General features: G+C 38.0%; 19 protein-coding genes. 15 read left to right on the top strand and 4 right to left on the bottom strand.

Annotation, left to right across the window (positions count from 1 at the left end; genetic code table 11):
* Positions 1-105: 105 nt before the first annotated feature.
* The 15 genes from rnpM to AC1Q6O_RS03980 all read left to right on the top strand — a co-directional run bounded on the left by rnpM (position 106) and on the right by AC1Q6O_RS03980 (position 14,323).
* Positions 106-384 carry an RNase P modulator RnpM gene (gene rnpM / locus AC1Q6O_RS03910; protein ID WP_025113966.1) on the top strand — a complete coding sequence of 93 codons (279 nt, stop codon included), beginning with the start codon at positions 106-108 and terminating at the stop codon, positions 382-384.
* Positions 381-689, top strand: coding sequence for a YlxQ family RNA-binding protein (locus tag AC1Q6O_RS03915; RefSeq protein WP_008178997.1), 309 nt, complete (start codon positions 381-383; stop codon positions 687-689). Before rnpM ends, AC1Q6O_RS03915 begins: the two co-directional genes overlap by 4 nt.
* 14 nt (positions 690-703) lie before the next feature.
* The gene (gene infB, locus AC1Q6O_RS03920; RefSeq protein ID WP_239354278.1) at positions 704-2,983 is read left to right on the top strand and encodes a translation initiation factor IF-2; all 2,280 of its coding nucleotides are present in this window, start codon (positions 704-706) and stop codon (positions 2,981-2,983) included.
* Positions 2,983-3,261: a DUF503 domain-containing protein gene (locus AC1Q6O_RS03925; protein ID WP_008178987.1), complete on the top strand. Its 279-nt coding sequence runs from the start codon at positions 2,983-2,985 to the stop codon at positions 3,259-3,261. The genes infB and AC1Q6O_RS03925 overlap by 1 nt, the downstream gene beginning before the upstream one ends.
* 77 nt (positions 3,262-3,338) lie before the next feature.
* The gene (rbfA, locus tag AC1Q6O_RS03930) at positions 3,339-3,680 is read left to right on the top strand and encodes a 30S ribosome-binding factor RbfA (protein WP_008178985.1); all 342 of its coding nucleotides are present in this window, start codon (positions 3,339-3,341) and stop codon (positions 3,678-3,680) included.
* Positions 3,681-3,802: 122 nt separating this feature from the next.
* Positions 3,803-4,714 carry a tRNA pseudouridine(55) synthase TruB gene (truB, locus tag AC1Q6O_RS03935; RefSeq protein ID WP_043990545.1) on the top strand — a complete coding sequence of 304 codons (912 nt, stop codon included), beginning with the start codon at positions 3,803-3,805 and terminating at the stop codon, positions 4,712-4,714.
* A gap of 12 nt (positions 4,715-4,726) precedes the next feature.
* Positions 4,727-5,677 carry a riboflavin biosynthesis protein RibF gene (gene ribF / locus AC1Q6O_RS03940; RefSeq protein ID WP_089985350.1) on the top strand — a complete coding sequence of 317 codons (951 nt, stop codon included), beginning with the start codon at positions 4,727-4,729 and terminating at the stop codon, positions 5,675-5,677.
* A 153-nt stretch (positions 5,678-5,830) separates the two neighbouring features.
* Positions 5,831-6,100, top strand: a complete 270-nt coding sequence (gene rpsO / locus AC1Q6O_RS03945; RefSeq protein WP_008178982.1) for a 30S ribosomal protein S15 — start codon at positions 5,831-5,833, stop codon at positions 6,098-6,100.
* A 373-nt stretch (positions 6,101-6,473) separates the two neighbouring features.
* A complete protein-coding gene (locus AC1Q6O_RS03950) occupies positions 6,474-6,998 on the top strand; it encodes a DoxX family protein (protein WP_008178975.1) in 525 nt (174 codons plus the stop codon).
* A 449-nt stretch (positions 6,999-7,447) separates the two neighbouring features.
* On the top strand, positions 7,448-9,562 hold the full coding sequence (gene pnp / locus AC1Q6O_RS03955; protein WP_008178973.1) for a polyribonucleotide nucleotidyltransferase: 2,115 nt from the start codon (positions 7,448-7,450) through the stop codon (positions 9,560-9,562).
* A gap of 82 nt (positions 9,563-9,644) precedes the next feature.
* The gene (locus tag AC1Q6O_RS03960; protein WP_008178971.1) at positions 9,645-10,868 is read left to right on the top strand and encodes a M16 family metallopeptidase; all 1,224 of its coding nucleotides are present in this window, start codon (positions 9,645-9,647) and stop codon (positions 10,866-10,868) included.
* A 159-nt stretch (positions 10,869-11,027) separates the two neighbouring features.
* On the top strand, positions 11,028-12,026 hold the full coding sequence (locus AC1Q6O_RS03965; protein ID WP_492400919.1) for an ABC transporter substrate-binding protein: 999 nt from the start codon (positions 11,028-11,030) through the stop codon (positions 12,024-12,026).
* A gap of 17 nt (positions 12,027-12,043) precedes the next feature.
* Positions 12,044-13,036, top strand: coding sequence for a FecCD family ABC transporter permease (locus tag AC1Q6O_RS03970; RefSeq protein ID WP_089985354.1), 993 nt, complete (start codon positions 12,044-12,046; stop codon positions 13,034-13,036).
* Complete coding sequence (locus AC1Q6O_RS03975) at positions 13,036-13,818, top strand: ABC transporter ATP-binding protein (protein WP_089985355.1); 783 nt, start codon at positions 13,036-13,038, stop codon at positions 13,816-13,818. Before AC1Q6O_RS03970 ends, AC1Q6O_RS03975 begins: the two co-directional genes overlap by 1 nt.
* Before the next feature lie 10 nt (positions 13,819-13,828).
* Complete coding sequence (locus AC1Q6O_RS03980) at positions 13,829-14,323, top strand: heme iron utilization protein (protein ID WP_342532315.1); 495 nt, start codon at positions 13,829-13,831, stop codon at positions 14,321-14,323.
* Between the two features lie 33 nt (positions 14,324-14,356).
* On the opposite strand, the gene AC1Q6O_RS03985 is transcribed toward AC1Q6O_RS03980, so the two are convergent.
* From AC1Q6O_RS03985 to AC1Q6O_RS04000, 4 genes are read right to left on the bottom strand one after another with little or no spacing between them, the layout of a single operon-like run.
* The gene (locus tag AC1Q6O_RS03985; protein WP_008178964.1) at positions 14,357-14,971 is read right to left on the bottom strand and encodes an ABC-2 transporter permease; all 615 of its coding nucleotides are present in this window, start codon (positions 14,969-14,971) and stop codon (positions 14,357-14,359) included.
* Between the two features lie 10 nt (positions 14,972-14,981).
* Complete coding sequence (locus tag AC1Q6O_RS03990; protein ID WP_089985358.1) at positions 14,982-15,608, bottom strand: ABC-2 transporter permease; 627 nt, start codon at positions 15,606-15,608, stop codon at positions 14,982-14,984.
* Between the two features lie 2 nt (positions 15,609-15,610).
* Positions 15,611-16,453: an ABC transporter ATP-binding protein gene (locus AC1Q6O_RS03995; protein WP_089985360.1), complete on the bottom strand. Its 843-nt coding sequence runs from the start codon at positions 16,451-16,453 to the stop codon at positions 15,611-15,613.
* Between the two features lies 1 nt (position 16,454).
* A complete protein-coding gene (locus AC1Q6O_RS04000) occupies positions 16,455-16,832 on the bottom strand; it encodes a GntR family transcriptional regulator (protein ID WP_008178959.1) in 378 nt (125 codons plus the stop codon).
* Positions 16,833-16,885: the final 53 nt, after the last annotated feature.

Genomic DNA, 16,885 nt, shown 5'->3' on the forward strand with positions numbered 1-16,885 from the left:
AGTATTCAGTGGGCCCCCTACGCCGACTGAATACTGTCAGAGCGTCAAGTAGAGCACGACTTGTCCACCTCTTACGACAAGCTTCAGAGAGGAATGGTGATTCTTATGGCTGTTAACAAAAAAATACCTCTTCGTAAATGCGTAGCAACTGGAGAAATGCTGGCAAAGAAAGAAATGATACGTGTTGTTCGTTCAAAAGAGGGCGAAGTAAGTGTAGATATCTCCGGGAAAAAACCTGGGCGTGGTGCCTATGTCTCTAAATCAGAGAAGGCAATTGATATCGCTCGTAAGAAAAATGTATTGGGGCACCAACTTGATGTGAAAATTCCTGAAGAAATTTACGAGGAGCTTATTTTGCTAATTCGTAGGGAGTCAATTTTATGATTAATCAAGCAATATTTAATTTGCTTGGAATTGCGGCAAGAGCCCGTAAAGTGATTTCAGGAGAAGAGTTAGTAGTAAAGGAAGTCCGGAATGGCAATGCTAAGTTAGTACTGCTTGCAAACGATGCTTCTAAAAACTCAAGTAAGAAAATTCAAGATAAGTGCACGTACTACAACGTTGAGTATCATGTAATTGGAGATCGTTACGATCTAGGACATGCTACAGGTAAGGAGGCCCGAGTGGCTTTAGCGATTACCGATAAAGGTTTTGCAAGTAAATTGTCTAGTCTACTCAACGAAAAATAATCGGGGGTGAGCAGATGACCAAAATCAGAGTTCATGAATATGCGAAACAAGTGAATAAAACGAGTAAAGAGGTTATTGAAGCACTTAGTAAATTAAATGTGAGTGTAACTAATCATATGTCTATGTTAGAGAAAGACATCGTGTCAAAGTTAAACCAAACATTTAAAGCAACACCTGAGAAAAATGTAGGAAAACAAGCAACTCAAAACATATCACAAAAACCTCAATCGAATGGTCAACAAAACCATTCGGTGAAAAAGCAAGAAGGTCAAAGGCAGCAATCTGCTACTTCTAAGCCTAAAGCAAATAATCAGCAACACACACAGCAACACTCAAATTCGTCTAACGAAAAATCTAAGAATGCAAAAGGTAATCAAAACAGAAATATGACACAAAATAATAATAACAATAATAATAATAATCGTAGAGGTGGCGGTGGTTACAACCAACGTCCAAAACCAGGGATTCATGGAGGCAAACGTCGCCATCCAAAAACGCATCAACCATCAATACCGCTTAAACAAAAGGAACTTCCAGAAAAAATTACTTTTGTTGAATCATTATCAGTAGCAGAATTAGCAAAAAAATTACACCGTGAGCCATCTGAAATTATCAAAAAATTATTCATGCTTGGGGTAATGGCAACAATTAACCAAGAATTAGATAAGGATGCAATTGAATTAATTTGCGCAGACTATGGTGTAGAAGTGGAAGAAGAGATTCGTGTAGATATTACGGACTTAGAAACACACTTCGAGCAAACAGAAGAAGTAAATGAAGCTGAATTATCAGAGCGTCCGCCAGTTGTGACAATCATGGGTCACGTTGACCACGGTAAAACAACATTATTAGATTCTATTCGTAATACTAAAGTGACTGCAGGTGAAGCTGGGGGTATTACGCAGCATATCGGTGCCTACCAAGTAACAGAAGGTGACAAGAAAATCACTTTCCTTGATACACCAGGACACGCTGCTTTCACAACAATGCGTGCACGTGGTGCAAAAATAACGGATTTAACAATTTTAGTAGTAGCTGCTGATGATGGTGTAATGCCACAAACGGTAGAAGCAATCAATCACGCAAAAGCAGCAGAAGTACCAATTATTGTAGCTGTGAATAAAATGGATAAACCATCTGCAAATCCAGATCGTGTGATGCAAGAATTAACTGAACATGGCTTAGTTCCTGAAGCATGGGGTGGCGAAACGATTTTCGTACCAATTTCAGCATTAAAAGGTGAAGGCATTGACACATTACTAGAAATGATTTTACTTGTTGCAGAAGTAGGTGAGCTAAAAGCAAATCCTGACCGTTTAGCTCTTGGAACAGTAATTGAAGCTCAGCTAGACAAAGGACGCGGTTCAGTTGCTACGCTGTTAGTGCAAGACGGTACATTAAAAGTGGGTGACCCAATCGTTGTCGGTCATACATTTGGTCGAGTTCGTGCAATGGTGAATGATAAAGGCCGTCGTGTGAAAGAAGCTGGACCATCAACACCAGTAGAAATTACAGGTTTAAATGATGTACCTCAAGCAGGGGACCGTTTTGTTGTCTTTGAAGATGAAAAAACAGCTCGTCAAGTTGGGGAAACTCGTGCAATGTCAGCTATCCAAGCACAACGTTCTGAAAAACAACGTGTAACGCTTGATAACTTATTTGAGCAAATGAGCCAAGGCGAAATGAAAGAGCTGAACTTAATCGTTAAGGCAGACGTACAAGGTACTGTAGAAGCAATGGCTGCTTCATTAATGAAAATTGATGTAGAAGGCGTAAATGTGAAAATTATTCACACTGGTGCAGGTGCCATTACGGAATCTGATATTTCTCTTGCTGCCGCTTCCAATGCTATTGTTATTGGTTTCAATGTACGTCCAGATGTCAATGCAAAACGTGCTGCAGAAGAAGAAGGCGTAGATATTCGTTTACACCGTATCATTTACAAAGTAATTGAAGAGATTGAGCAAGCAATGAAAGGTATGCTTGATCCTGAATTTGAAGAAAAAATTATTGGTCAAGCAGAAGTTCGCCAAACAATTAAAGTATCAAAAGTTGGTACAATTGCTGGTTCGTATATAATTGAAGGAAAAGTAACACGTGATTCAGGCGTTCGTGTAATTCGCGATAACGTAGTTATTTTTGAAGGTGAATTAGATACGCTTAAGCGTTTCAAAGACGAAGTAAAAGAAGTAGCAAGAGGATACGAATGTGGTATTACGATTACAAACTTCAACGATATTAGAGAAGGCGACATTATTGAAGCCTACATTATGGAAGAAGTTAAACGAGTATAATGATTGTATACGCAGAGGTTGAATTTATCATTCAAACTGCCCATTCGTTAAAAGAAAAACGTGCTGTCTTACAGCGTATGATTACCCGCACTAAGCAGAAGTTTAATGTTTCTATTGCGGAAATTGACCATCAAAACGTATGGCAGCGCACCAAATTAGCACTTGTAGCTGTTTCTTCATCGAAAGAGGCAGCTGAACGGGAAATTAATCACGCGCTCCACTATTTAGAGTCAAATCCGTCATGGGAACAGCTTAATGTGTGGCGAGACTATTTATAAGGAATAGTAGGTAGTTGAGATAGCTAAGTAGCATAAAAAGATCAACTATCTGTACATCGAAATAGAGGTGACAAATTATGTCTCTACGTTCAAACCGTGTTGCTGAGCAAATGAAAAAAGAGCTTGGTGATATTCTTGGCCGTAAAATTAAAGATCCGCGTGTTGGTTTTGTTACTGTTACAGGTGTTGAGGTAACGGGTGATTTACAGCAAGCGACTATTTATATTACATCTTTAGGCAATGAACGTGAACGCGAGGAAACGATTAAAGCTTTAGTAAAAGCTTCCGGTTTCATTCGATCAGAAATTGGTTCACGTATTCGTTTACGACGCACACCAGAATTAATCTTTGAATTCGATTCATCGATTGAGTACGGAAACCGTATTGATACATTGCTAAGAGGTTTACACAAAGAATAAGCTGAAAAAGTCTGCCACTTGCATGTTCATGCAGGCAGGCTTTTTATCTTCATAAAGAAGATTTTTGATCTGGTAATAATGCAAGGTAAATTTTATTTTAAAGGCAATTTGGGAGGATGTATATGAACGGTATTTTACCGCTTTGGAAAGAAAGAGGCATGACAAGCCATGATTGTGTCTTTAAGCTGCGTAAAATTTTACGTACAAAAAAGGTTGGGCATACAGGAACTTTGGATCCAGGTGTGGAAGGTGTACTACCAATTTGTATTGGCCAAGCCACTCGAATTGCAGAATATTTAACAGATGCAGGGAAAACCTATGAAGCTATTATTTCCATTGGTCGCACAACGACAACGGAGGATGCAGAGGGCGAAACGGTTGCAGAGGATCATTCAGTTAAGAAGGTTTCTCGTGAGCAGTTGCAAGAGGTTTTAGCTTCATTAACAGGTGTTATTGAGCAAACTCCACCAATGTTTTCAGCGGTCAAGGTAAATGGTAAACGTCTCTATGAATATGCTCGAAAAGGTGAAACAGTTGAAAGACCTACTCGTCAAGTTACCATTTATGCTTTAGAGCTTCTCGATGACCATGAATCCTACGAGGGGCAGGAGATAACATTCCCAGTTCGTATCGATTGTAGTAAAGGGACTTATATTCGTACATTAGCTGTCCAAATTGGGGAGGCTCTTGGTTATCCAGCGCATATGAAAGAGCTCGTACGTACTGCTTCAGGTACCTTTACGCGCGATAACTGTTTTACGCTAGCACAGGTTGCGGAGCTTATGGATGCAGAGCAGGTGACTACTTGTATTTTACCTGTCGAGTATGCATTAACAGACTATCCATATATTGAGATTACCTCTGCCATTGAAAAAGAAATTTTCAATGGACAGGTGCTTCCAGCAGATACATTGTTAAAGATACATGATAAAATTGTCTTTGGAATCAATGGAAAGGCAGTTGCGGTTTATCAAGCTCACCCTACAAAGGCAGGTTTGATGAAACCACACAAGATGTTTCCGACGATAGAGTAGGAGGATTTTTCAATGGAGGTCATTCATTTAAAATACCCACATCAATTACAGCAAAGAGAAAGCATGCAGCCCTATTCATTAGCGCTTGGCTTTTTCGATGGTGTACATAGAGGGCATCAGGCTGTTATCAAGGCGGCAAAGCAAGAGGGAGAGAAGCGTCAAATTCCAAGCGCAGTAATGACATTTGACCCGCATCCATCATTAGTCCTTGGAGGGCGTAACGAAAAGGTTTTTTATATTACCCTCTTACAGCAGAAATTGCAGCTTTTTGAAGAACAAGGCGTGGATACAGTATTTGTTGTTCATTTCACATCTGATTTTGCTAAGCTATCTCCAGCCGCATTTATTGATACATTTATTCGTGGATTAAATATTCAACATGTGACAGCTGGCTTCGATTATTCATTTGGGGCATTTGGTAAAGGGACAATGGAAGATATGCGTGCATTAAGCAATGGTGATTATGGTGTGACAATTGTTGAGAAGAGAACGGATGATGTGGAGAAAATCAGCTCAACCCGTATTCGCCAACTTTTACAAGAGGGTGATATGGAAGCAGCGAGAACATTATTAGGACGACCATTTGAAATTAACGGAATGGTTGTACATGGTGATAAACGTGGTCGAACAATTGGCTTCCCAACTGCAAATGTCCAAGCTTTAGAAGGTACTTTTATTCCGGCAAGTGGGGTCTATGCTGTTCGTCTGCTAGTCCAAAATGCTTGGTATGATGGTGTCTGCAATGTAGGCTACAAACCAACGTTTAAAGATCCAAACGATAAGCAATTGTCCATTGAGGTTCATATTTTAAATTTTGATAAGAATATTTATGGCGAAGAAGTACATGTAGCTTGGTATAAACGTATTCGAAGCGAAAGAAAATTTGACGGTATTGATGCTTTAAAAACGCAAATCGAAAAAGATAAACAAGAAGCTATACAATATTTTAACGATCTACAATAGAGTCAACTAAGTAATGGTTTATACTTGCTTGACCCAATCATTTATGGTAACATTCATAAGTGCATAATGCTCAACCTTAGCTCGGTATATCGAAGACTCCAACGTTTACTGTGCTAGTGGGGATAAATAATTTTTCTTAGGAGGTCCATACAAATGGCTATTACAAAAGAACGTAAAAACGAAATTATCGCTGAGTACCGTACTCACGAAAGTGACACTGGTTCACCAGAAGTACAAGTTGCAGTATTAACAGCAGAAATCAATGCTCTAAATACTCACTTACGTACACACAAAAAAGATTTCCACTCTGAGCGTGGTCTTCTTAAAATGGTAGGTCGTCGTCGTCACTTATTAAAATATCTTCGTGAAACTGACGTACAACGTTACCGTGAACTAATCAACCGTTTAGGCTTACGTCGCTAATTACAGCGGGCTGTAGACAAACTTATGTTTTGTCTACAGTCTTTTTTTATTGAAAAATGCAAATGACCTTTTAGGGTAGCTCACTTCTCATCTCCATTTTTATTTTGTTCGATAATAAGCCATAACTTTTTTACGCTCCGGTGAACGAGCTAGAAAAAACATGTTCTAACCAATAAAAGGGTGATATATTCTAATCACATTTCGCAACCAAATTCAACCAGTCCTATGTGAATCTAGCTTTATTGTCCAATCGAGTTGAATCAAGAACGAATTGAATAGTAATCGTTTTTATTTAGCCATGAATGGCCTTTAACAGATTACTTCAGCTTGTGAAATGTGAAAACAAAATTTTATGGTGAGAAGGTGCAGTTGGATGTTTAACAAAATATTAAGAGAGAATAATATTGTTGCAGGGATTTTGACAATTATTCGCATCTATCTAGGTTGGCATTGGCTAACAGCCGGTTGGGGAAAATTGATGAATGGATTTGATGCATCCGGTTTTTTAGCAAATGCAATAGCAAATCCAGTAACTGGCGGCGAGGAGTTAGCATATCCACTATATGTAAAGTTTATTGAAACATTTGCTTTACCCAATGCTGAAATTATTAATTTCCTTATTCCTTGGGGAGAGTTTTTAGTTGGCCTAGGATTAATACTTGGATGTTTAACAACGTATGCTGCATTTTTTGGGATGGTTATGAACTTTGCATTTTTAATGGCAGGTACTATATCAAGTAATCCTTGGGATATTTTACTCGCTATCTTTATAGCAGCAGCTGGTTTCAATGCCGGTAAGTTTGGATTGGATCGTTTCGTCATTCCAGCTATCAGCAATAAGATTCAAACAGCAAAAAACAAAGATAAAATAGCTAGACCGCTGTCTAAAACTACATAATTTACATAAAAGAGACATGAAATGCCCCGTGAATGCTAGTTTGACGGGGCATTTATTTTAATTTTTCTCTCTTGACACACTTAAACTTTACTACATACTTAACTTTCTTTATACTAGTAGGATGTTGTATGACAAGTACCGTGGTATAATAAATCTATTGTGTATAGCCTGCACTTGAAATAATAATGTGAAGAAGCATTTATATCTATTTACATACATTACTTTTCGTCAGGAAGGATCAATTTAAGTCAATTCCATATAACAAAAGTATAAAAATGTTTTTTCAATAAAATATAGAAATAAATCTTAAATAAATTGGCAATAACTGAATTTAAATGTATGATTATTTCAAGAAATATTTTTGAGCATAGAACAAGCATTTTTGGTACACTTACAATTAGTACATACAGACGAAGTAAGTGTTTTTATAATAGAGAGGGGTTCATTGAATGAACGAAAAGAAAGTCTATTCCTACGAATGGGCTGGCCGTCCACTTGTAATTGAAGTAGGACAGTTAGCAAAACAAGCAAACGGAGCTGTATTAGTACGCTATGGCGATACTTCCGTATTATCTACAGCCACAATGTCAAAATCACCAAAACCACTTGATTTCTTCCCATTAACAGTAAATTATGAAGAACGTCTATATGCTGCAGGTAAAATTCCTGGCGGCTTTATTAAGCGTGAAGGGCGTCCATCTGAGAAAGCTATATTGGCGAGCCGTTTAATCGACCGTCCAATCCGTCCGATGTTCCCAGATGGTTTCCGTAACGAAGTTCAAGTGATCTCTATGGTTATGTCAAATGATTCTGACTGTACGTCTGAAATGGCAGCAATGGTTGGTTCTTCATTAGCTTTGGCTATTTCTGACATTCCATTTGATGGACCGATCGCAGGTGTACAAGTTGGTTATATTAACGGGGAGTTCATTGTGAATCCAACAGTGGAACAATCGAACCAATCGACAATTCATTTATCTGTAGCAGGGAACAAGGACGCTATCAACATGGTTGAAGCTGGCGCACTTGAAGTTCCAGAAGAAGTGATGTTAGAAGCGATTATGTTTGGACATGAAGAAATTAAAAAAATTATCGCATTCCAAGAGCAAATTGTGGCTGAGGTAGGAAAAGAAAAGAAACCAGTTACATTATTTGAAATTGATGAAGCAATCCAAGCGGATATAAAGGCTGCTTGTGAGACGGATATGCATGATGCTATTCAAACTGCTGAGAAACATGCTCGTGACGAAGCGATTCAAGCTGTAAAAGATCGTATTATTGCTTCCTATGAAGAGCAAGAAGCAGATGATGATACGATGAAGCAGGTTTATACAATACTTGATAAGATGGTAAAAGATGAAGTACGTCGTCAGATCACTGAAGATAAAATTCGTCCAGATGGTCGTAAACTAGACGAGATTCGACAACTTTCCTCTGAAACAGGAATATTACAACGTACTCACGGTTCAGGTCTATTTACACGTGGACAAACTCAAGCACTTTCTATCTGTACGTTAGGTGCGCTTGGTGATGTACAAATTATTGACGGTTTAGGTGTCGAAGAATCAAAACGCTTCATGCACCACTATAATTTCCCTCAATTCTCGGTTGGTGAGACAGGACCAATTCGTGGACCAGGTCGTCGTGAAATTGGTCATGGAGCTTTAGGAGAACGTGCACTGGAAGCAGTTATTCCTGATGAGTCTGTTTTCCCATATACAATTCGTTGTGTATCAGAAGTACTTGAATCAAATGGTTCAACATCTCAAGCCTCTATTTGTGCATCTACATTAGCTATGATGGATGCTGGTGTTCCTTTAAAAGCACCAGTTGCAGGTATTGCAATGGGCCTTATTAAAAAAGGTGAACATTATTCTATTTTAACAGATATTCAAGGTATGGAAGATCATCTAGGTGATATGGACTTTAAAGTGGCTGGTACAGCTAAAGGTGTAACAGCTCTACAAATGGACATTAAAATCGATGGCCTATCACGCAATATTTTAGAAGAAGCATTGACACAAGCTAAAGTAGGTCGTATGCATATTTTAGAATCAATGCTTGCGACACTTGCAGAGCCACGTACACAATTATCTGAATTTGCACCAAAAATCGTGATTGTTAAAATCAATCCAGATAAAATTCGCGATGTTATTGGACCTGGCGGAAAACAAATTAATAAAATTATTGAAGAAACGGGCGTTAAGATTGATACAGAACAAGATGGTACAATCTATATTTCTTCTGCTAATGAAGAAATGAATGCACGCGCAAAACAAATTATTGAAGATATCGTACGTGAAGCTAAAGTAGGGGAATACTACTTATCGACAGTGAAGCGTATTGAAAAATTCGGTGCGTTTTGTGAAATCTTCCCAGGTAAAGATGGCTTGCTTCATATTTCTGAAATTCAGGAGGAACGTACAAAGCAAGTGGAAGACGTCTTAAAACTTGGCGATCAATTACTAGTAAAAGTAATTGAAATTGACAAACAAGGTCGTGTGAATTTATCTCGTAAAGTAGTACTACAAGAGGAAAAAGAACGCGCTGAACAACAAAAATAATAAAGATAAAAGGCTGCGTCTAATGCGCAGCCTTTTTAAATAGTTTATCATCATAAAGAAATATATAGTTGGGGGAGATTTTTTGGTTCAAGTACATACATGTCAGAATGGTGTTCGTATTGTGTCGGAGCAAATTAACCATGTAAGATCTGTTGCTTTAGGTATTTTTGTAAATGCGGGTTCACGCTATGAACTACCTGAAGAGAACGGTATTACACATTTTATAGAGCATATGTTGTTTAAAGGAACACCAAGTCGTTCAGCTCGTCAAATTGCGGAAGAATTTGATCGGATAGGTGGAGAATTAAATGCTTTCACATCTAAGGAAAATACGTGTTATTATGCAAAAGTTTTAGATCATCATGCAGAGCTAGCAGTGTCTATTTTGGCTGATATGTTTTTTAATTCTACATTTGCAGAAGAAGAACTAGAAAAAGAACGACAAGTCGTATTAGAGGAAATTTTAATGAGCGAAGATGCTCCGGATGATGATGTGCATGAAAAGCTGTGGAGTGTTATGTATCCCAATGATGCACTGGGCCGTCCGATATTGGGCAGTGCAGCTACATTAAAGACATTTACTGCAGAGGCGATTCGCCATTATATGGCCAAACATTACGGTCCAGAGTCAGTGGTGATTTCCATTGCGGGCAATATTTCACCTCAACTCATGGCAACGATTGAACAATTATTTGGACAATATCAGCCTTCCACAGTTGCGATTGCGCCTGTGCTGACAAATCCTTCATTTCATCCTGGAGAAATTTCGAAAATCCGAGATACTGAGCAAGCACATTTAGCTATATCCTATCCGGCTATTGGTGTAAAGGACCCTGATATGTATAGCTTTATTGCGTTAAATAATATTATTGGTGGTAATATGAGCTCACGATTGTTTCAAGAGGTGCGTGAAGAAAGAGGTCTAGCTTATTCTATTTTCTCTTACCAATCCTGTTATGCAGATGTTGGGGCATTCACCATTTATGGCAGTACTAGCCGTCAGCAATTATCACAGCTACAACATACTATTGATGCTACTTTACTCGATATTGTCGCAGGTGGTGTCACAGAAGAAGAGCTTGATAATGCAAAAGAGCAGCTGAAAGGTAGCTTTGTTCTAGGGTTGGAGGGAACTGGCGCACGTATGAATCGAAATGGTACGAGTGAGCTTGTTCATCGTAAACATCGTACAGTAGACGAGGTACTGGCGTCTATAGAGGCTGTATCCATGGACTCAGTGGATCGATTGATTGCTAAAATTTTGAAAGCAGAGCCGGCCATTTCAATTATTGGACCAAGCGAATAAAATACCTCATCGTATAGTCTTAAAGGAGGTGTCTCAAATGATTATTGAGACACCTCCTTTTTATTTATATTATCAATTAGGCATTGTAATTATCAATTAACTTTGATAGTATAATTGATATTGAAAATCATTTTCATTTACATGGAGGAAATAGTAGATATGAAAAAATGGCTATATGTTAGTACATTCGCATTATCATTAGCACTGGTTGGCTGTGCAGACCAAGAAGAAAAAGGTGCAGACAAAGAAATTCAAAAGGAAGAAGTAGCAAAGCAAGATGAAGCTGCTGATACTTCGACAGTCAAAAAAGAGGAATTTCAAGATGGTGTTGATGAAGAAGCCTTTCAGAAGGCATTAGCAAGCTTTCCTACAACCGTTCCAGAAAAAATTGTGACGACATCAGTTCCTTTAACAGAAATGCTACATCTTTTGGAGATCACACCAGTCGGAGTACCAACATCGACAAATCCGATACCATCAGACTTTGATTCGATTACAAAAATTGGTTCACCTATGTCACCAGATTTAGAAGTTATTTCGAGTTTACAAACAGATTTGATTCTTGGCGCTTCTTCTCTACAAAGCTCATTAGATCAAGCACTACAGGGAATGAATCTTCCAACAGCTTATTTACCAACAGATTCGTATGATGACTTAAAATTAAGTTTTAAGGTGCTAGGTACATACTTTGATAAGGAAGACAAAGTAAATGAAATCTTGCAAAATCTTGTAGCAAAAGAAAAAGAGCTGGAAGAGCAAGCACAAGGAAAAGAACTACCATCTGTTATGCTGGTTATCGGAACATCTGATTCCTTTATGGTAATGAACGACAAATCCTATTTAGGAAGCTTAGTCGAAAGATTGGGAGCAGATAATATTGCGAAATCAGTATTAAAAGCAGAATCTACTTATTCACCAATGAATTTAGAAGATATTGTTGTAGCAGATCCAGATATTGTGTTTGTCTTAGCGTCTGGCGATCATGGAGCGAATGAAGATAAATTTAAACAAGAAATTGAAAAAAATAGTGCTTGGCAACAATTATCAGCATACAAAAATGACAAAATCTATATGCTTGATTACAGTATTTTCGGTGTCACATCTATTACAAATGCTGAGACAGCACTAACAACAATTGCAGATTATTTCTATAAATAAGTTCGTGAGGTAGAGGTATGATTCTTACAGCAAGAAGTCGCATGATTATTATCACGACATTTGTGGTAACCATATTAGCCGCAGTAATAGCAATAGGATTAGGTAGTGTCCATATTTCTATACCTGATATTTTATCGACCCTTATCAATGGTCGTGGTCAAGAGGGTGTGTATACAACGATTATATGGGATATCCGCCTTCCCCGCGTGTTACTAGCTTTAATTATTGGCGCAAGTATAGCTATATCAGGGGCTTTACTACAGGCAGTCATGGGAAATCCATTAGCAGATCCGGGTTTAACAGGGGTAACAAGTGGTGCTGCAGCATTTGTATTGATAATCCTTTTAGCAAATCCAGAATTAACTCATTTAATTCCTATCGCCGCCTTTGTTGGTGGTTTAATTGCCGCAGCAATTGTCTATGCACTCGCCTGGAGACGGACAGGCATTACCCCAATCACCATTATTTTATCAGGGGTTGCAGTAAATGCTTTATGTGGGGGCGTCATTGGATTTTTGTCGATTTTATATAGTGATCGTCTACCATCGGCAGTACAATGGATGAATGGTAGTCTCGCTGCAAAAGGAAATGCATCGCTGCATATGATTTATTTGTACGCCATTATAGGCTGGATACTATCCATATTGGCGATTCGCAAAGCTAACATTATCCGTTTGGGCGATCAGGTCGCTACTAATTTAGGGGAAAGTGTAACACGTATTCGTATCATGCTATCAATATTAGCTGTCTTTTTAGCAGCGATATCTGTTGCTGCAGTGGGAATGATCAGCTTTGTTGGATTAATTGTACCTCATATGGCGAGATTATTAGTTGGTTCTGATTATAAATACATGTTGCCTATGAGTATGGCCTTGGGGGCGATTGTTTTATTGGTTGCCGATACGGGCGGACGTACATTATTTGCACCACTTGATATTCCGGCGGGTATTTTAATGGCGGTAATCGGTGGACCTTACTTCTTATACTTAATGAGAAAGAGGGCGTTTTAATGTTAAAAATTGAACAGCTATCCATCAGCTATGAACAAAAGGAAGTTGTCCATAATTTTTCATTTGAAGTGGAACAAGGCGAGATTCTATCGATTATTGGACCGAATGGCTCTGGTAAATCAACGATATTAAAGGCGATTGCACGGATGCAGCCGTACAGTGATGGGAATATCCTGTTTGAAGGAGAAAATATGCGTCGACTATCCTCAAAGGAAATTGCACGCAAAATGTGTATGCTGAGTCAGCAAAACCAAGCACCGAGCGATATTTCTGTCAAAAGTTTAGTGGCCTATGGTCGATATCCGCATAAAAAGTGGTTTGAACGCCTGAATGCAGAGGATGAGGCAATTATTGATTGGGCATTGGAAAAAACCTATCTCTCCCAATATAAAGAAAAACCAATAGCCGCTTTGTCTGGTGGTGAGGCACAGCGAGCATGGATTGCGATGGCTTTGGCACAACGGCCACAAGTCTTATTATTGGATGAGCCCACGACCTTTTTAGATATTGCTCATCAGCATGAAGTGCTAGAATTAGTACGGGAGCTTAATCGTGATATGGGTATGACAGTTGTGATGGTGCTTCATGATTTGAACCAAGCCTCTAGTTACAGCGATAAAATCGTCGTTGTAAAGGATGGTAACCGAGCACAAATAGGGACACCGGATGAAGTTATGACTGAACAAATGATCCAACAAATATATCGTATGGAAGCTGAAATTCAATATGTATCTTGGGATAATGCTCCGAGAATTCAATTAAAAAATACGGTAAGAGTATAGGGGGAATAATATGCCAAAAGCAGTTGATATTGAACAAGTAAAACAAGATTATGAAAACTTTATACAAAGTAAAAAAAACTGTGTGTTAAGCTTCGTGAATGGGGAAGGTAAGCCTTTTAGTAGTACTACGCCTTTTGTGCGACTCAACGGAAAGTTTTATGTTTATATTAGCCAAGTAGCAGAGCATTACCAACTCATGGATCAATCTGAAGTGGTTGATTTAATATGTGTAGCAGATGAGGCCGTAACAGCCAATCCATTTGCTCCAGAGCGAGCACGTTGGCAATGTAGGCCGAAAAAATTAGGTAATGAAGGTCATGAGGATATATTTGCGACATTCGATCAACTGTTTAATGCAAAAATGATGGAGTTGTTGCGCTCACTTGATTTTTCTTTATTCGAACTAACACCAATAGAGGGGCGTTATGTTGTTGGATTTGGGAAAGCCTTTACGATTGATATTGCCAATGATACATTAATTCATGTAGTTGTAGATAAAAAATAGGTTGCCTTAAGGGCAGCCTATTTTTTTTGACTGTTAAAATATTTCTCGTGTCATCAATAAATGAAGACATTTTTGAAAAACTAACCAGCTACTAAAGATACTTATAAGCGTAGGGATTAACAAGACGAAAAGATTCCCTCCTACTAGTGATAAATAAAAATGAACAACTGAATTAAGAGCTATAATTAGCACTGTAGCTGTAAGCATCCGTAAAGATCGCATTTTCTCCGTTTCCTCGAGCTGTTGAATATAAAATTGACTAGAAAGAAGAAAAAAAGAGCTACTGATAAAACCAAAATACATGGCAAAATGCCCAATAAAATTTGTAGACGCTTCAGTCTGTGAAAAGTACAAGGGTGCAATTAAAATAAAGAGACTTGCAACAAAGGCATAGCAAAAAAGGAAATCCGACTGTAATTGGACTTTCTTTGAAAGAGGCAAGCTATTAACATAAACTTCCCATTTTACTTGACGATCCCCTTTATATAAATTTTCAACGAGGCTAGCGGAAACAACTACAACAAATAGACAAATGGATGGGCTATCTAAATAAGGCAAGCGTATGAAATAAAGAACGAAACAGATAGTGATTGCAAAAAGGATAGTCCATCTTTGTACGATAAATCTTTGTACTAATAAGGCACGCATGGAATCACCCCTAGAATTCTTTTCGTTTATAGATTTCTGTAGAAATGAGTGAGGATAGCCACAGTAACAGAAGTCCAGCGAAAGGTGTAAAATAGATTAATTGCTTTAAATCTAAAAATGTCATAATCATTGTGGGTATATCCCCTTTAAACATCCCCATTAAAAAGCCAGGGATAAGACAAAGTGCAATCAGAACCATTCTTCCTTTTATAGAGCCATATTTAATATAAATAGGTAAAAAAACGGCTAAAAGACAAAGGGCCGATGTTACAATCATCATAAACGTGAGGAAAAATTGAGCAGTCATCTCATTACTGCTCAATTGATGAATAAGAAAAATGATTGGTAGAGCAATGACAAGACCGATTAGCATTAATAACACGCTTAGTAAGTATTTACTAAGCACAATATCAGCTTTCGTAATTGGAAAGGTATTAGCGTACTTATCCCAGTTGCATTGTTCATCATACGCAAGGGCAGTAATGGCTTGAATGGTAACAATAAAAACAATAACAGCTAAAAGCATAGAAGTTTCTCGCATAAGAATAGCCATAATAAGGAGAAAAAGTATGACAAATAATTGTGACTTCATTTGACGCTGAATGGTCATAAAATCTTTTACTAGTAAACCAATCATAATCAAACACACCCTTTCACGAAAAATAGCATAATATCTTCGATAGAGGGTCTTTCAAGTTTAAAAATCTCATTTACTTCCTTTTTAAGTACTAATGCCTCGATTCCAAATACGCCATTGCGCTTTCTTATAATCGCATGCTCAGGTAATTCGTTTACCTCCTCAAGACTTCCTTTGAAAATGCCATACTCATATAAAAGGGCATCTTTACTTTCACTCAATAAAATTTCTCCATTATGAATAAGGGTGATATGGTCGGCTATTTTTTCTAAATCACTTGTAATATGGGAAGAAAAAAGAATACTGTGTGTTTCATCCTGCATAAATGCTAAAAATAAATCTAAAATTTCATCGCGAATAATGGGGTCCAAACCACTTGTTGGTTCATCTAAAATTAAGAGCTTCGGATGATGGGACAATGCTAATGCAATTGATAGCTTCATCCTCATGCCTCGCGATAGTTCCTTGATTTTTTTCTTCTTTGGTACGTTAAATTGAGCTAATCGTTCGAAGTAATAGTTTGTATCCCATGTTTTAAATACCTTTTTCATAATTTTGTCGAGCTGAGTAGCAGTCAGCGTTTCAGGTACGTGTAATTCGTCAAAAACCACGCCAATGTCCTTTTTTATCGATTGCTCATGTTCGACATGATCTTTATTAAAAAGTAATATATCGCCGTATTCTTTTTTTACTAAATTAAGCATGCATTTAATCGTTGTCGATTTTCCAGCTCCATTTTCTCCAACAAAGCCCATTACTGTTCCTTGAGGTACTGAAAAACTTACATCTTTTAGTGAAAAACCTTCAAATCCTTTATGTAAGTCATGAATTTCAATAGCATTCATCTTAATGATCCCCCTCTAACATTAAAGTGACTAAATCTTGTAATTCTTCATTTGATAGACCAGCTGTTTTCGCTAATTTTACGGCTTTCAGTACATGTTCCTCTACTTGTCGCAAGAGCTCCTCACGCAGGAAATCCTGGTTACGTTCCGTTACAAAGCTTCCCTTCCCAGCGACTGTTTCAATAAAGCCATCCCGTTCTAAATCTGCATAGGCTCGTTTAGTAGTCATTACGCTTATTTTTAAATCTTTAGCTAAAGCACGAATGGATGGTAGGGCATCACCTGCTTGCAATTTATTAGCTAGAATGGCTTCTTTGAGCTGGATGGTGATTTGCTCATATATGGGCTTATCACTGGCATTGCTTAAATGGATATGCAAAGTCCTCACCTCTTATAACTGTATATATACACAATACACAGTTTGGAGCGGAA

Source organism: Lysinibacillus sp. GW823-FHT06C08, from assembly GCF_058795135.1.

What these genes read in the sequence shown, in the direction of transcription:
- AC1Q6O_RS03990 (WP_089985358.1), bottom strand. Translation starts at nt 15,608, where the DNA reads ATGATTGGTTTACTAGTAAAAGATTTTATGACCATTCAGCGTCAAATG.
- rpsO (WP_008178982.1), top strand. Translation starts at nt 5,831, where the DNA reads ATGGCTATTACAAAAGAACGTAAAAACGAAATTATCGCTGAGTACCGT.
- AC1Q6O_RS03995 (WP_089985360.1), bottom strand. Translation starts at nt 16,453, where the DNA reads ATGAATGCTATTGAAATTCATGACTTACATAAAGGATTTGAAGGTTTT.
- AC1Q6O_RS03915 (WP_008178997.1), top strand. Translation starts at nt 381, where the DNA reads ATGATTAATCAAGCAATATTTAATTTGCTTGGAATTGCGGCAAGAGCC.
- ribF (WP_089985350.1), top strand. Translation starts at nt 4,727, where the DNA reads ATGGAGGTCATTCATTTAAAATACCCACATCAATTACAGCAAAGAGAA.
- AC1Q6O_RS03950 (WP_008178975.1), top strand. Translation starts at nt 6,474, where the DNA reads ATGTTTAACAAAATATTAAGAGAGAATAATATTGTTGCAGGGATTTTG.
- infB (WP_239354278.1), top strand. Translation starts at nt 704, where the DNA reads ATGACCAAAATCAGAGTTCATGAATATGCGAAACAAGTGAATAAAACG.
- rbfA (WP_008178985.1), top strand. Translation starts at nt 3,339, where the DNA reads ATGTCTCTACGTTCAAACCGTGTTGCTGAGCAAATGAAAAAAGAGCTT.
- AC1Q6O_RS03970 (WP_089985354.1), top strand. Translation starts at nt 12,044, where the DNA reads ATGATTCTTACAGCAAGAAGTCGCATGATTATTATCACGACATTTGTG.
- rnpM (WP_025113966.1), top strand. Translation starts at nt 106, where the DNA reads ATGGCTGTTAACAAAAAAATACCTCTTCGTAAATGCGTAGCAACTGGA.
- AC1Q6O_RS03980 (WP_342532315.1), top strand. Translation starts at nt 13,829, where the DNA reads ATGCCAAAAGCAGTTGATATTGAACAAGTAAAACAAGATTATGAAAAC.
- AC1Q6O_RS03985 (WP_008178964.1), bottom strand. Translation starts at nt 14,971, where the DNA reads ATGCGTGCCTTATTAGTACAAAGATTTATCGTACAAAGATGGACTATC.
- AC1Q6O_RS03925 (WP_008178987.1), top strand. Translation starts at nt 2,983, where the DNA reads ATGATTGTATACGCAGAGGTTGAATTTATCATTCAAACTGCCCATTCG.
- AC1Q6O_RS03975 (WP_089985355.1), top strand. Translation starts at nt 13,036, where the DNA reads ATGTTAAAAATTGAACAGCTATCCATCAGCTATGAACAAAAGGAAGTT.
- pnp (WP_008178973.1), top strand. Translation starts at nt 7,448, where the DNA reads ATGAACGAAAAGAAAGTCTATTCCTACGAATGGGCTGGCCGTCCACTT.
- truB (WP_043990545.1), top strand. Translation starts at nt 3,803, where the DNA reads ATGAACGGTATTTTACCGCTTTGGAAAGAAAGAGGCATGACAAGCCAT.
- AC1Q6O_RS03965 (WP_492400919.1), top strand. Translation starts at nt 11,028, where the DNA reads ATGAAAAAATGGCTATATGTTAGTACATTCGCATTATCATTAGCACTG.